This window comes from Candidatus Polarisedimenticolia bacterium (genome assembly GCA_036004685.1).
GTDB lineage: Bacteria > Acidobacteriota > Polarisedimenticolia > Gp22-AA2 > AA152 > DASYRE01.
This window is the reverse complement of sequence record DASYRE010000016.1, coordinates 39,717-54,102: the sequence shown is the minus strand read 5'-3', so window position 1 is coordinate 54,102 and position 14,386 is coordinate 39,717. Positions and strand designations below refer to the sequence as shown.

Genomic DNA, 14,386 nt, shown 5'->3' with positions numbered 1-14,386 from the left:
GTCCGAGAGGCCGGTGCTACAATCCGCGCCTCGATTTCACCCGGAGAATCAATCGGATATGGCGCAGGAGAGCTCCTTCGACATCGTATGCAAGATCGACTTGCAGGAGGTGGACAACGCCATCCAGCAGGTCATGAAGGAAATCCGCACGCGTTACGATTTCAAGGGAAGCAAGAGCGACGTCCGCCGGGAGAGCCACGAGATCCTGCTTCTCGCGGACGACGAGTACAAGCGGAAGAGCATCATGGACATGCTCAGCCAGCGCTTGGCGGCGCGCAAAGTCTCCTTGAAGGGGCTGACCTTCTCCAAGCCCGAGGAGGCGGCCGGCGGCGCCTTGCGGCAGAAGATCGCGCTCCAGCAGGGGATCCCGACCGAGCAGGCGAAGGAAATCGTCAAGATCATCAAGAACACGGGCCGCAAGGTGCAGGCGGCCATCCAGGGCGATCTGGTCCGGGTCCGCGGCAAGAGCAAGGACGACCTTCAGGGAATCATGCAGGTCTTGCGTGGCAGCTCGCTGGCGATCGACATGCAGTTCGAGAACTATCGCTAGACAAGGAGGCAGGATGGGCTTCCAGGCGGCCGTCAAGGCGTTCCGGATCGCGGCCGTCCTGTGCGCCGCGTGCCTTCTCGCCGGACGGGCGGAGGCCGTGGAGGCTCCCGCCGAAGTGGTGATTCGCGGCGAGGTCAAGGACCAGGCGGGCGCGCCGCTCGCCGGCTACCCCGTCCGGCTGATCAAAACGAAGACGACGCTCAGCCTGCTCCACTTCAGCACCGGCTCCAAGCAGATCGAGGAGGCCCGGGCCCAGACCGACGCGTCGGGCCGCTTCGAGCTGAGAGTCCTTCCGGATCGCAAATCGGACTACTTCTACCTTCGCTTCTATGATCCCAAGACATTCGACCCAGTCCGTTACGCCGTCCCGGGAGACGTCGACATCACCCGGCCGATCAAGACGAAGACCGAGCTCGTCGTCGACAAGGTGGTGCCCGATCACCCCGACTGGAGGCAGGTGGAGGAGCTCCTCCACGAGTTCGGAGCGCAGTCGAACCGCGGCCGGATCCTGCGCTCGCTGGGACTGCCGGAGCGCCGGGAGACGTTCTCGGATTTGCCGGGACGCGAGAACTGGTGGTATTACGCCAAGGGAATCTGCTACCAGTTTCTCTCCGACGAGCTCCTGAAGGTGCGTCGTTACGATCCCGTTCTCCCCCCGGGGCGCGCGAGCTGAGAGCGGAGAACCGCTTCATGAGGGAGCACCGGTGACCGACTTGGCACGGCCCGCCGCGGGCGCGCTCGTCCTTTCCGACATCCTGGGGCTCGTCGGGGAGAAGCTCAAGGCGGTGGAGGAAGAGGTCGGCCGCAACCTCCGCTCCGACATCGGCGTCATCGACGAGCTCGGCTCGTACCTGGCGAATGGCGGGGGCAAGCGCATCCGCCCGCTTCTTCTGCTCCTCTCGGCGCAGGCGGCCGGCTATCGCGGCGAGCGCGACGTCCTTCTCGCCTCCGTCTTCGAGTTCATCCACACCGCCACGCTGGTCCACGACGACGTGATCGACGGAGCCTCGCTCCGCCGCGGCCGGTCCTCGCTGAACGCCACGTGGGGAAACAGCCTCACCGTCCTGCTCGGCGACTATCTCTACATTAAATCGATGTCGATGGCCCTCACCGCCGACGATCTGCGGATCATCAAGATCCTCGCCGACATCACCCTGCGCATGATCGAGGGGGAGCTGATTCAGTCACGCCGGGTGGGCGACCTGCACGTCACCGCCGAGGAGCAGCTCGAAATCGTGCGCCGGAAAACCGCCTACCTTTTTTCGGGATGCGGCCACGTGGCCGGCGTGCTGGCGGGCGCGGGCCCGGAGCGTGAGGAAGCGCTGCGCAACTACGGCATGAACCTCGGGATGTCGTTTCAGATCGTCGACGACATGCTCGACTTCACCGCCGACGAGAAGACGCTCGGCAAGCCGGTCGCGTCCGATCTGCGGGAGGGGAAGCTCACCCTGCCGCTCATCTACCTTCTCGAGCGGGGGGACGCCGCGCACCTCTCCAAGGTCCGGGCGGTCCTGGAGGACCGCGATTTCTCGCGCGTCGGCAGCGCCGAGATCGTCGCGCTGGTGCGCGAAAACGGAACCCTCGAAAGGACCCGTGAGATCGCGCGGCTCTATGGGGAGCGGGCCCGCCGGGAGCTGACCGGCTTCCCCGACTCCCTGGCCCGCCGCGCCTTGGAATGCTTGCCCGACTTAATCCTGTCCCGCGATCGCTGAAGCGATCCTTCACCTCCGAATTAAGAAGCTCGCGCCAACCCAGGGAATTCGCTCGGAACGGCCCTGGGCGGAGCGGCAGGGCCTTCCCGAAGCGCCCCCGGCGCGGGGCAGGCTTCCCCACCACGAATAGGGAAGCGGACCGATTCCCCCACCAGATCCTGCGCTTCGATCTTTACACCCCTTGCTCTTTCCGTTAGAATCCGCCCCGACCACGAGCGGATGCCCCGCTCCGAAGCCGCCATCTCCCCGGGGAGCCGATGTTCACTCTCGACCGAATGGAAGTGCATGGATTCAAATCGTTTTATGGCCGGACTCAGTTCGAGTTCCGGCACGGCATCACGGCGGTCGTGGGGCCGAATGGATGCGGGAAAAGCAACATCGGCGACGCGATTTCCTGGGTTCTCGGGGATCAGAGCCCGAAGTCGCTGCGGGCGGAGCGGATGGCCGACGTGATCTTCAACGGGAGCGAAGCCCGCAAGCCGCTGGGGATGGCGGAAGTGACGCTGCGCTTCCTGGGACCGAATGGCGGTCCCGAGAAACCCGAGGAGTTTCTCGTCTCGCGGCGTCTGTATCGCAGCGGGGAGAGCGAGTACCTCCTCAACGGCTCGCGCTGCCGCCTCAAGGACATCCAGGAGACCCTCTCCCGCTCGAACGTGGGCTCGCGCCTCTATTCGGTGATCGAGCAGGGGAAGGTGGATCTGATCCTCGCCTCGAAGCCGAAGGACCGGCGGGGCCTCTTCGAAGAGGCGGCGGGGATCCTCGGGTACAAGGCCAAGCGGCGGGTGGCCTTGGGAAAGCTCGAGGCCACCCAGGCGAATCTGCTGCGGATCCACGACATTCTCTCCGAGGTCCAGAAGCAGGCGGGCTCGCTGCGCCGGCAGGTAGCCCGCGCCCGCCGCTACCAGCGCCTGCAGGACGCGATCCGATCGCGCCGCGGCGTGCTGCTGCGCACGCGACTGAACGATCTGGATCTCGAGGAAGGCCGCGGGGCGGCCGCGCGCCGGGAGCTTGCCGATCGCGAGGCGGAGGCCTCGGCCCGCCTGTCGCGCTCGGAATCTCAAGTCGAATCTCTGCGCCGCCGCTTCGAGGAAACCGAGCTCGAAGCGCGCGCCGGCCGGGATCGGCTGAACGATCTCGATCGGGAGATGGATCGAAACCGCCTCCTGCTGCAGCAGGCGGGCGAGCAGCGGGAGGAGGCGCGGCGGGCGATTGCGCGCTGGGCGGGCGAGGTCGAAGGCATCCGCGGGAAGCTGGCGGACCGGGCGGCGCGGCTGCGGGAGCGCCGCGCGGCGATCGAAGAGAGCCGGAACGCCGCACGGGCGCTGGAAGCCGAGCTCAACGGTAAGGAGGAGGAGCAGCGCCGGCGGGTGGATAGCCTCGGGAACGCCGAGCGCGCGTCGGAGGAATGCCGCGCCGCGCTTCTGACGGCGCTCGACCGCCTGGCCGAGGCGCGCGGTCTTGCCGACCGGCTCGAGCAGGCGGTGCGCAGCCACACGGAGCGATCGCGGACCCTGCTGCAGGAAATCGAATCGGCCCGCGAGGATCTCGAGAAGCGCCGGGTGGAGCTGGACGAAGCCGCGGTTCTCGGGGCGGCCCTCGGCTCGGAAGCGGAGAGGCTGCGGGGCGCGCGGGAAGGGGCCGAGGAGGCGCTCGCCCAGGAGGACAAGTCGCTGGCGGGGATCGCCGCCCGCCGCGAGGATCTCGCGGCAACCACGGCCCAGATCGAGGAGCGGCGCCGCGCCTTGGAGGAAGACCCCGGCGGCTCGGCGGGAAGCGGGCGAGGGATCGCCGCCGTCCTGACCGGGGCGCGGGAAGGGAGGCTGCGGATTCAGGGCCGCGTGTCCGACGCTCTGGACGTGGACCCCGCCTGGACGGCGGCGGCAGAAGCGGCGCTCAAGGAAGTCCTGCGGGCGGTGGTGGTGGAGGCGCCCGCGGAAGCGCTGCGCGCGGTCGAGTTCCTGCGCGAGGGGAGCGGCGGGCGGTGCGCCTTCCTGCCGATCGGGGAAGGTTCCCGGGAGCCGGCGGATCTGCCCGCGGAGCTGGCCTCCCATCCGCGCTGCGCCGGACGCCTGCTGGAGAAAATCCGCTCGGGGGGCCTGGAGCGATCGTTGCGGGCTCTCCTGCAGAAGACGGTGCTCGTCTCCGATCTGGAGTCCGCGCTCGATCTCGCCACGCGGCATCCGGAATGGACTTTCGTCACCCGCGAAGGGGATCTTCTCCAGGCCGGAGGGCTCATCCAGGGCGGAGCGCCCGAGTCGGAGCAGGAGGGCATCCTCCTGCGGCGCCGCTCTCGGGAGGAGCAGGGCCGGCTGATGGAGGCGGCGAGAAAGGAGCGCGATCGGCTGGAATCCGAGCAGGAGGAGCGCGCCGCCGCCCGCAAGGCGATCCTGGATCGCATCGCGGCGCTGGAGGAGAAGATCCGCGACAAGGAGCGGGAGAAGATGGAGGCGGCGCTCCGACTGGATCAGCGGCAGGAAGAGGCGGCGCGAGTGCGGAGGACCCTCGATCTGGCCGCGGCGGAGAGACAGCGCCTGGAGACTGAAACCGGGGACCTCCTCTCCGAGCGGCAGCGGGTCACGGCCACCTTGTCGGAAGCGGAGGGCCAGCGCGCCGATCTCGAGACGCAAATCGCCGAGGCGGCGCGCCGGGTCGTTGAGGCGCGCGCGGCGACGGCGGCCGGCGGCGATCTGCTGGCCTCCTTCCGCTCCCGGGTCGCGGTGGAGCGGGAGAAGATCCGCGCCGGTGACGAGGAGATCGCTGCCGCGGAGCGGGAGGTCGCGGAGGAAGAGGAGCGCATGCGCCGGGCCGAGGGGGAGGGACAGGCGGCTTCGGAGCAGGTGGGGAATCTCGAATCGGCCGCCGCCGGCCTGGAGGAGAGCTTGCGCGGCGGTCAGGCCGCGCGCACGGAGGCGGCGGCGCGGCTGGAAGGCCGCGAGAAGGATCTCGCCGCCGTCCGGAGCGGGCTTCTCGAGGCGGAGCAGACGGAGAAGATCGATCGGTCCCTGGTGGGCGAGGTGAAGACGAAGATTTCCGAGGCGGACGTCGCCGCGGCCCGGATCGCGGTCGAGCTCAAGCACCTGGAGTCGAGCTGCCTGGAGGAGCTGGCCATGACCCTGGGAGGCGTCCGCGGCCTCCCCCTTCCGGAGCAGGAGATCTCCTCGGCGCAGCTCGAGCAGGAGGTGGCGGAGCTCAAGGCCCGCCTCGAGACCCTCGGCGCGGTGAACCTCGCGGCGCTCGAGCAGTTCCGCGAGATGGAGGAACGTCACGCGTTCCTCGCGAAGCAGAAGAAAGACCTGGAGGATTCCATCGAATCGCTCCACGACACGATCCGCAAGATCAACCGGACTTCGCGCGAAAAATTCCTGGAGGCCTTCGAGAGGATCCAGGAAGGCTTCAATCAAACCTTCCACACGCTCTTCGGGGGAGGCAAGGCGGAGCTGAGGCTCATGGAAGACGAGGACGTGCTCGAGTGCGGGATCGAGATCACCGCCTCGCCCCCCGGCAAGCGGCTGCAGAGCATCACTCTGCTGTCGGGCGGGGAGAAGGCAATGACGGCCGTCGCCTTGCTGTTCGCCCTGTTCCGCTATCGCCCCTCGCCCTTCTGCGTGCTGGACGAAGTGGATGCTCCTCTGGACGAGGCGAACGTGGGGCGCTTCACGCGAATGCTCCGCGACTTGACCCCGGAGACGCAGTTCATCGTCATCACGCACAACCGGCGCTCGATGGAGGCCGCCGATCTGCTCTACGGGATCACGATGGAAGAGCCCGGAATCTCGAAGGTCGTGTCGATGAGGTTGGAGAACTAGCCTCGCCGCGCCAAAATCCTGTCCGCCCAGCGTCTCGCCGGCCTCGAGGTTGACCTAGTTTCGTAGGCACCTCGCGGCGCCGCTCGGACGCTTCAGCCGCGATCGGCGAGCGACGCGTCGAGGCGGGTCGCGGCGGTCTCGGGGGCGGGCGCGAAGATCTCCCGCATCTCCTCCCCCCGCTCCCGCAGGAAGGATCGCGTCGATCGGTAGCCGTAGTCCAGGACCTGGATGCGCGAGGCGTAGCTGAGGATGTGCTGCGCGAAGAGGACGGTGTCGGACCCGGTCGGCTCGATGAGGACGATCTTGGCCCAGGGATGGGAGACGCGGAGCCGCGCGATCACCATCTCGAGCTTTTCATGGCTGTTGATGCGCGAGGCCTGGTCCCAGACGTACGAGATGCCCTTTTCCGCGATGCGCGCGCAGCCTCCCGCGAAGGAGGGGATGCAGACGCGGGCCTGATCGTTCTGGATCGGTACGATCGGGTTCAGGACCAGGATCCGGTCCGCACCCTTGTTGATGGCCACGTCGACGTGGGCGAGCTGCGCCGTGCCTCCGTCGACGTAATCGGCTCCGTCGATCGACACCGGCTCGAAATAGAAGGGGAGCGCCGAAGAGGCGGCGATCGCTTTCGGGATGGGGACGTCGCGGGAGCCTTCGTCGCCGAACACGGTCCGCATGGCGCGATCCAGGTTGATCGCCGGAATGTAGAGCTCCTTGCTTAGCTCCCGGAAGGAGGCGCAGAGTCCCATCTGGCGGAGGAGCCCGTCGAGGTACCGGATGTAGTCCCGCATCGAGAAGATGCCCGACGGGAGATTCTCCTGGATCAGTCCAAGCAGGCTCTGGAGGGAGAACGGCGTCCGGTGCCTCCGGTAATAGCGATAGACGGCCGGCAGCATGAGCAGCGTCCGCCGCAGGCTGCGCCGGAAGTTGAACCAGTCGAACCGGAAGATGTCCTCGTGCCGGAAATTCAGCGGGTGCTTCTGGCTCGTGGCGATCACGTCCATGATGAAGCCGGGGCTGACGCGGTTCGCCAGGAGCGTCGCGACGACGGCGCCGGCGCTCGTTCCGATGTAGATATCGAAGTCGATCGAGGCGAACGATCCTTCGAAGAAATCGTCGAAGGCCCTCAAGCATCCGAACTCGTACATCGCGCCCGTGATGCCCCCCCCGACGAGGACCAGCGCCCGCTTGCCGCGCTCCGGGGCGGCGGGCGGCAAGACCGGTGTCATGGCTTCCCTCCCGGCGGCCCCACCTCCACGATCGTGACCCCCTGCTCTTCCTTGAAGCCCTTCATCGCCGACCCGGCGAGCCTTCCCTTTGCCCCGACCACGATCCGCGTCGTCCGGCCCGAGACGATCGGGACGTCGCGCCGCTCGGCGCTGGCGACCGGCCTCCAGTCGGGGCCGATCTTGGCCGCCACGCCGATCACGAGGAAGTGGGTCCCCTCGGGAACCGCCAGCTCGAGCGCCTCCGGAAGCACCAGGGCGAGCATCTCGAACCCTTTCACTTTTTCGGCGCGGCTCCCCGGCAGGAAGCGCAGCATCTCGTGGCGCCGGAGCTCATGGACGGGCGAGCGGTCCTGCCAGTGATCCGGCACGTGCTCCGGCGTCGCGCAAGCGACGAACCAAGCAAGATCCTCCACCTCGGCCTTCTCTTCCATGCCCATCCGTTGCACCGCCCAACGGGGAATCTTCTTCACCATCCGGAAGGAAGGCGCTCCCTTTCCGCCCGGATCATCGAGAGGGACGAAGCTCAGCGCAAGCGTCCCGCGCGGCGGCTCCGGCCGCGCCGGAAGGGGTGCCTGAGGACGGGCGCCGGCGACCGCCTGCCGCTCCCGCATGGCCGCCAGGATGGTCTCGGAGAGGCCGGCGCGGCGCAGCTCCTCGAGCATGTCCCGCTCCAGATCGAAGTCGACCGCGGAAGCGGCGATGACGCCCAGGATCTCGGGCTCGGAGCGGCCGGAAGCCGCCATCCGCACCACATCTTCGTTGGTGAGCGGCGGATCGCCCGCCGGCGGCGCGGCCGAAACGGCCGTCCCGGCGAGCAGGAGGAGTAGCGCGGCGAGGGTGCGGGGCCTTTTCAATCAGATCTCGAGAACGAGGCCGTCGTAGGCCAGTTTCACCGAAGCCGGCAGCGTCCGCTCGGTCTCGGCGTGCTCCAGGTCATGACCCATGTGGATCAGGTAGGCGCGGCGAGGCCGGAGAAGATCGAGCATCGCGAGAGTCTCGGGCAGGGAGAAGTGCGTCGGGTGAGGGGTAGGGCGCAAGGCGTCGAGGACGAGCACGTCCAGGGAGCCCAGGGCCGCCATCGACGGCTCCGGGATCCGATTGCAGTCGGTGCAATACGCGAACCCCCCGATGCGATAGCCCAGCACCTGCATCGCGCCGTGCGCCAGCGGCACCGGCTCGATCCGCGCTCCGAAGAGATCGAACGGGCGCTCCACCGGCAGCAGGTCGAGACGCGGCTTCCCGCCGCCTTCCTGCGTCTCGGTGAAGACGTACCAGAACGTGCGGCGGATCTCCTCGAGCGTTCCGGGGCTCCCGTAGACCGGCAGGTGGGCGCGCTGCCGGAAGTTGTAGATGCGCAGATCGTCCAGGCCCATCACGTGATCGGCGTGGCTGTGCGTGTACAGGACGGCGTCCAGACGGTCGATCTGGTGATGCAGGGCCTGTTGGCGGAAATCGCTCGATGAGTCGATCAGGACCTTGCGGCCGTCCCACTCGAGAAGGATCGAAGGCCGCAGCCGCCGGTTGCGGGGATCTTCCGAGGTGCAGACGCGGCAGCGACATCCGATCACCGGCACCCCCGTGGAGGTTCCGGTTCCGAGAAAGGTGATCTTCATGGCCTGGACCCCGGCGGGCTCCGGGGTCAGCGGCGCGCCCCCGGTGGCGCGGCCATTCTATCAGAATCGTCCTCGGCCCCCGCGTCCCCCGGGGCCGGGAATCATCGCAGCCGGAGGGTCTGCTGGATCGCGCGGGTCGCGGCGGCGGGGTCCTCGGCGCCGGTGATGGGGCGCCCGACAACGAGGTAGTCGGCCCCCGCCTCGGCCGCCTCCCGCGGCGTCAGCGTGCGAGCCTGATCGTTCGCGGCGGCGCCCGCCGGTCGGATTCCCGGCACGACGAGAAGCCAGTCCTCCCCGAAGCGCCGGCGCAGCGCGTCCAGCTCGCTTCCCGCGGTCACCACGCCGTCGAGCCCGGCTCGCCGGGCGATTTCCGCGAGCAGGAGAACCTGCTCGACGGGGGAGCGCCCGATGCCCAGCGCTGCCAGGTCGGCGGCCTCGAGACTGGTCAAGACGGTGACTCCGAGCAAGGCCGGACGGCGGATGCCGTGGAGGCCGCAGTAGGCGCCGAGCTCGTCGACCGCGCGCCGGATCATCGTCTCGCCTCCCGAGAGATGGAGATCGATCATCGCGGCGCCCAGACGGGCGGCCTCGCAGGCGGCCCGGGCGACGGTGTGGGGAATGTCGTGGAATTTCAGATCGAGGAAGATCTCGACTCCGAGTCCCTTGATCTCCTTCACGACGGCGGGCCCCGCGGCGGTGAAGAGCTCCAGGCCGACTTTGAAGAGCGCCACCTGCCCCCGCAGGATGCGCACCAGCTCCAGGGCGCGATCCCGTGACGGCGTGTCCAGCGCGACGATGATCTCCGCTTTTCCCTTCATGGCGTCAGGATTCTCTCCGAAAGCGCGATTCGGTTCAAGAAGACGCCGGCTGCGGCTCCTTGACGGAGCCCGTTCCGGCCCCGATAATCGCAGGCATCGACGAGGAGCCGGGGTGAGGAAACGCGCCGGGTGGATTCCGATTCTGTTGGCGGGCGCCGCGGCCGTGGCGGCCGGGACGGGGGCGTACCGCCTGCTCGCCCGGGGAGGAGGCGGCGCGGACGTCGCGCCGGGGGCCGATGTCCGGGTGATTTCCAAAGGGGAGCCGGTCAACCTGCGCGATTACCTCGTCCCGGGGAAGTACACTCTCTTCGATTACTATGCCGACTGGTGTCCGCCCTGCCGGGAGCTCTCGCCGCAGCTCGTCGAGCTGGCGCGCCGGCGCCCCGATCTCGCCGTCCGGAAAATCGACATCGTCGACTGGAGTCACCCGGTCGCGGCGCAGCAAGGAGTCCAGGATCTTCCCTTTCTGAGGCTCTTCGGGCCCGACGGGGCGATGATCCGGGAGGGCGAGGCGACGTACGGCGATCTCCAGCGCCTGTTCGGCTTCGGATCGGCGCCGGCCCCGTGAATCGAGCGGGCGACCCGGCTCGCTCGATCGCCCGGGCCGCGGATTCGTTCCCTTCCAAGTCCTGGCCGTGAGTCGCCGCCGGAGCCCAGCCCAAGTCACGGCCGAACCGCCTTCCCGACGACCTCGATCCGAACGCGAATCACCCCGGGACCATTGGCGCCGAGGGCCCGCGCCGCGGTGTAGGAGAGATCCAGGATCCTGCCCTTCAAAAAGGGGCCGCGATCGTTGATCCGGACCACGGTGCTGAACCCGTTTTGGAGATTGGTGACGCGCACCAGGGTGTTGAAGGGAAGCGTCCGGTGCGCCGCGGTCATCTCGAGCATGTTGTAGCGCTCGCCGTTGGCGGTCGTCTTGCCGTGAAACGTGGGGCCGTACCAGGAGGCTTCTCCCACCTGGCGGAAAACGGTGAGCTGCGCGGGCGAGACCGGCGGGCGGCCGCAGGCGCTCCATAGGAGCAGGATCGGAGCGGCCGCCAGCGGAACGAAGCGGCGGCCCGCGGCTCTCACCCTTCACCTCCGGAGGATGATCAAGTCGAGAATTCCGCCCTGGGGGATCGGCTCTCGAGCGCCCCCACCAGGTCGTTGACGTCGGGGATGCCCCGCACGGCGAGGAACTCGCCGATCCCGTCCAGGATCTTGATCGAGGCGGCGGGATCGAGGAAGTTCGCGGTGCCCACCTGGATCGCCCCCGCCCCGACCAGCAGGAACTCCAGGGCGTCGCGGGCCGTCAGGATCCCTCCCATGCCGATCACCGGCACGTTCATGGCGCTGCAGACCCGGTGCACCAGGTAGAGCGCCTGGGGCTTGATCGCGGGCCCCGAGACCCCGCCCACGCCGTTGGCGAGGACGAGCCGGCGGCGATCCAGATCGACGGCGATCCCGAGGAAGGTGTTCACGAGCGACAAGATGTCCGCCCCGCTGTCCACGGCGACGCGCGCGATGGCGACGATGTCGGTCACGTTGGGAGTCAGCTTGACGATCAGGGGAAGGGGGCATACCTTCCGGACCGCCGCCACGGCGCGGCGGGTGCCGTCGGGATCGCACCCGAAGACGCGGCCGCCGCGCTCGGTGTTCGGGCAGGAGATGTTCAGCTCCACCGCCGCCATCCCCGGCGCGGCGGAGACGATGCGGGCCACCTCGGCGTATTCCTCCACCGTTTCCCCGAAGATGTTGGCGATCACCGCCGTGTCGAAGGCGCGGAGGGGCGGGAGCTTGTGCGTCACGAACTCCTCCACCCCGACGTTCGCCAAACCGATGGCGTTGAGCATTCCGGCGGGAGTCTCGCAGGTGCGCGGCGGCGGGTTGCCCAGGCGCGGCGCGAGCGACAGCCCCTTGACGCAGATTCCCCCGAGCCTTCCGAGATCCAGGTAGGGAAGGAACTCGGTCCCGTAGCCGAACGTCCCCGAGGCGGTGATCACCGGGTTCTTCAGCCGGAGAGGACCGAGCTGCACCGCGAGGGAGGGGAGAGAGCTCATTCCCAGATCACCTCCGTCGCCATGAAGGTGGGCCCCTCCACGCAGATCCGGGCGTAAGCCTGGCCCTCCGCGCGACGCACCGGGACGACGCATCCGAGACAGACGCCGAAGCCGCATCCCATCGCCGATTCCAGCGACAGCTGGCAGGGAACGGCGGCGGCATTGGCGAGGCGGCTCACCGCCCGGAGCATCGGGTCGGGGCCGCACGCGTAGATCATGCCCGCGCCGGCGAGCCTCTCCTCGAGGAGCGCGGTCACCCGGCCGCGGGTTCCGTGCGAGCCGTCTTCCGTCGCGGTGAGCACCTCGACGCCGTGGCGGGAAAAGGCGTCCCGGGTCACGAGATCCGGCGCGCTCCGGGCGCCGAACAGAAGGATCGGTTTCCACCCTCCCGCAAGCAGGGCCGGGACCAGAAAGGGGAAGAGGGCGATCCCGACGCCTCCCGCGACCATCAAGGCGCGATCCGATCCGCCCGGCGAGGGGATCTCGAACGGCCGGCCCAGAGGCCCGAGGAGGTGGAGGCTTTGGCCTGGAGCCAACGACGCGAGGAGGGAAGTCCCCTTCCCGACCACCTTGTGAAGGATCCGGATTCTACCGGGAAGGCTCTCTTCGGGGGGCAGGGCTTCGTGGAGGCTCATCGGACGGGCGAGCAGCGGATCGAGACGATCCGGCAAGCGCACCATCACGAATTGGCCGGGCCGGGCCGCCGCGGCGATCGAAGGGGAAGCCAGGGTCAGGAGGAAGTGATCGGCGCCAAGGGGACGATTCTCAAGGACCGGCGCGATCGGATCGAGGAGCGAGCTCGTGGGAGGAATGTTGGCTTCCCGGAGAAGGCTGCCGTGCGCGATTTCGCGGCGCATCCTACCAGATGCCTCTCGAAATGTAAATCGCGCCCTATGCTACCATGCCGCGGCATGGCGTTCCTCCGGTTAATCCCGCCTGCGCTGCTCGCCGGAATCTACGCCGCCCTCTTCCTCGCGCTGCTGGCCCTGCTGCTGAATCCGGGTCTGCCGTCGCGTCCTCGGGTCTTCGCCGGCTTCGTCCCGATGATCCTCGTGCTGGCGCTTGAGGCCGGGATCGGCCTCCCGGTGGCCTATCGGTTCCTGCGCCTGTTCGCGCGGCGTCCGCTCCGGCTCCGGGGGCTTCCCTTCAAAGTGCTCTACGGCTTCGTCGCGGCCGATCTGGCGATCGTGGCCGGCATTTACTGGTTCAACGGCAGCCTGCTCTCGGCGATGGTTCCTCCGCAGGCGCTGTTCCGGGTGAGAGCGGCGGCCGCCCTTGTTTCGCTGGTCGCCGTCTGGCTGGCGATCGCTGCCGCGTTCCCCGGAATCCGGCGGCTCCGCGCGGCGCGCGCCTGCTGTCACTTCTGTCTGGTGGCCCTCCCCGTCGGCGTGTTGCTTCTCCGGCCGGCCGCCATGGGGGCCTGGGTTCCGTCGACCGCTGAAGCGTTCCGGGCCCCGGAAGGGACGCCGCGAATCCTGATCGTGGGAATCGGCGGGGCGACGCTCGACCAGGTGCTTCCCCTGGTCGCCCAGGGAAAGCTCCCCTGGTTCTCCCGCCTTCTGCGGCAGGGGGCACACGGCAGGCTCTCCCCCTTCAAGCCCTGCGTCGTGCCCGCCGTCTGGCAAAGCCTGTGGACCGGAAAGCTCCCGGAAAAGCACGGAATCCTGGGGGTCGATCGATACCGGCTGCCGGGGGGAGGAGGCGAAATCCGCCTGGCCCCGCGAGGGTTCGGATTCCACCGCCTGTCGCGCGCCTTCGGGATGCGGCGCGCGCCGCAAGGCTCCGGCGAATCGAGGGCCCTGTCGCTGGCGCAGATCATGCGAGGCGCCGGCCGATCGATCGACGAGGCGGGCGGCGCCGGCGCGGCGCCGCCGGCGGGAAGATTGCCCGACATCCGCCTCGATCGGTTCCTCGATCCGGAGATGGCCGCACCGCCGGGGACGGGCGTCCTGGCGCGACAATTGCGCCGCGCGCTGCGCCAGGACCAGGACGTCGCCGCCGCCGGCCTGGCGCTCTGGCAGGGCCGCCCGTCCCAGTCGGTCATCGTGGTCCTGCCGGGCCTGGATCGCGTCTCCCACTTATTCCTGCGCTACAGCATGCCCTCCGGATTCGGCAACGTCCCGGCCGAAGAGGTGGAGCGCTACGGCGCCGTCCTCGAGCGCTACTATCGATTCCTGGATGACTGGCTCGGGCTTTTTCTGGGGGAGGAGCTGGCGAGCGAGCCGAAGCCGGGACAGGCGGTCGTCCTGGTAATCTCGCCCCACGGGATCGAGCCGCCGACCCTGCCGCGCCGGCTGAGCGGGTGGCTGGAGGGAAGCCGCCTCGAGCGCGGGGTCCACGCCCGCGGCCCCGACGGGTTGATCCTCGCCGTGGGGCCGGGCATCCGGCACGGGCTCCCCTTGGGGAAGGCGTCGGTCCTGGACCTCGTCCCGACCCTCCTGTACCTCCAGAGGCTTCCGATCGCCATGGACATGGACGGCCACGTCCTGACGCGTCTCTTCGAGCGCGCCTTCACGGCCGACAACCCGATTCTTCTGATCCCCTCCTACGAGGGCGGCGCGGGCGCCGGATTTGATCCTTGACAGATCCCGCGCCGATGCTAGAATAGCGGACGAT

General features: G+C 68.6%; 12 protein-coding genes and 1 pseudogene. 6 read left to right on the top strand and 7 right to left on the bottom strand.

Annotated features, from left to right (window positions below):
• Positions 1–58 precede the first annotated feature (58 nt).
• The 4 genes from VGR67_03805 to smc all read left to right on the top strand — a co-directional run bounded on the left by VGR67_03805 (position 59) and on the right by smc (position 6,068).
• The gene (locus VGR67_03805) at positions 59–550 is read left to right on the top strand and encodes a YajQ family cyclic di-GMP-binding protein (GenBank protein ID HEV8335521.1); all 492 of its coding nucleotides are present in this window, start codon (positions 59–61) and stop codon (positions 548–550) included.
• Between the two features lie 13 nt (positions 551–563).
• Positions 564–1,223, top strand: a complete 660-nt coding sequence (locus tag VGR67_03800; GenBank protein HEV8335520.1) for a carboxypeptidase-like regulatory domain-containing protein — start codon at positions 564–566, stop codon at positions 1,221–1,223.
• A gap of 31 nt (positions 1,224–1,254) precedes the next feature.
• Positions 1,255–2,262 carry a polyprenyl synthetase family protein gene (locus VGR67_03795; GenBank protein HEV8335519.1) on the top strand — a complete coding sequence of 336 codons (1,008 nt, stop codon included), beginning with the start codon at positions 1,255–1,257 and terminating at the stop codon, positions 2,260–2,262.
• Positions 2,263–2,519: 257 nt separating this feature from the next.
• Positions 2,520–6,068, top strand: a complete 3,549-nt coding sequence (gene smc / locus VGR67_03790; GenBank protein HEV8335518.1) for a chromosome segregation protein SMC — start codon at positions 2,520–2,522, stop codon at positions 6,066–6,068.
• Between the two features lie 92 nt (positions 6,069–6,160).
• Here smc and VGR67_03785 read toward each other — a convergent pair whose 3' ends face one another.
• The 4 genes from VGR67_03785 to pyrF form a co-directional block, all read right to left on the bottom strand.
• Positions 6,161–7,297 carry a patatin-like phospholipase family protein gene (locus VGR67_03785; protein ID HEV8335517.1) on the bottom strand — a complete coding sequence of 379 codons (1,137 nt, stop codon included), beginning with the start codon at positions 7,295–7,297 and terminating at the stop codon, positions 6,161–6,163.
• Positions 7,294–8,151: a hypothetical protein gene (locus VGR67_03780; GenBank protein ID HEV8335516.1), complete on the bottom strand. Its 858-nt coding sequence runs from the start codon at positions 8,149–8,151 to the stop codon at positions 7,294–7,296. The genes VGR67_03785 and VGR67_03780 overlap by 4 nt, the downstream gene beginning before the upstream one ends.
• Positions 8,152–8,910 (bottom strand): MBL fold metallo-hydrolase, encoded by a 759-nt coding sequence (locus VGR67_03775; GenBank protein HEV8335515.1) that lies wholly within the window; start codon positions 8,908–8,910, stop codon positions 8,152–8,154.
• A gap of 101 nt (positions 8,911–9,011) precedes the next feature.
• On the bottom strand, positions 9,012–9,728 hold the full coding sequence (gene pyrF / locus VGR67_03770) for an orotidine-5'-phosphate decarboxylase (protein HEV8335514.1): 717 nt from the start codon (positions 9,726–9,728) through the stop codon (positions 9,012–9,014).
• A 112-nt stretch (positions 9,729–9,840) separates the two neighbouring features.
• Between pyrF and VGR67_03765 the strand changes: the two genes are divergently transcribed.
• Positions 9,841–10,296: a thioredoxin family protein gene (locus VGR67_03765; GenBank protein ID HEV8335513.1), complete on the top strand. Its 456-nt coding sequence runs from the start codon at positions 9,841–9,843 to the stop codon at positions 10,294–10,296.
• Between the two features lie 95 nt (positions 10,297–10,391).
• Here the strand turns inward: VGR67_03765 and VGR67_03760 are convergent.
• From VGR67_03760 to VGR67_03750, 3 genes and pseudogenes are all read right to left on the bottom strand, one after another.
• Positions 10,392–10,724: pseudogene (locus tag VGR67_03760) on the bottom strand (septal ring lytic transglycosylase RlpA family protein).
• A 98-nt stretch (positions 10,725–10,822) separates the two neighbouring features.
• The gene (locus VGR67_03755) at positions 10,823–11,770 is read right to left on the bottom strand and encodes a dihydroorotate dehydrogenase (protein HEV8335512.1); all 948 of its coding nucleotides are present in this window, start codon (positions 11,768–11,770) and stop codon (positions 10,823–10,825) included.
• Positions 11,767–12,627 carry a dihydroorotate dehydrogenase electron transfer subunit gene (locus VGR67_03750; protein ID HEV8335511.1) on the bottom strand — a complete coding sequence of 287 codons (861 nt, stop codon included), beginning with the start codon at positions 12,625–12,627 and terminating at the stop codon, positions 11,767–11,769. The genes VGR67_03755 and VGR67_03750 overlap by 4 nt, the downstream gene beginning before the upstream one ends.
• 54 nt (positions 12,628–12,681) lie before the next feature.
• Between VGR67_03750 and VGR67_03745 the strand changes: the two genes are divergently transcribed.
• On the top strand, positions 12,682–14,352 hold the full coding sequence (locus tag VGR67_03745) for an alkaline phosphatase family protein (protein HEV8335510.1): 1,671 nt from the start codon (positions 12,682–12,684) through the stop codon (positions 14,350–14,352).
• The last annotated feature ends 34 nt before the right edge of the window (positions 14,353–14,386 follow it).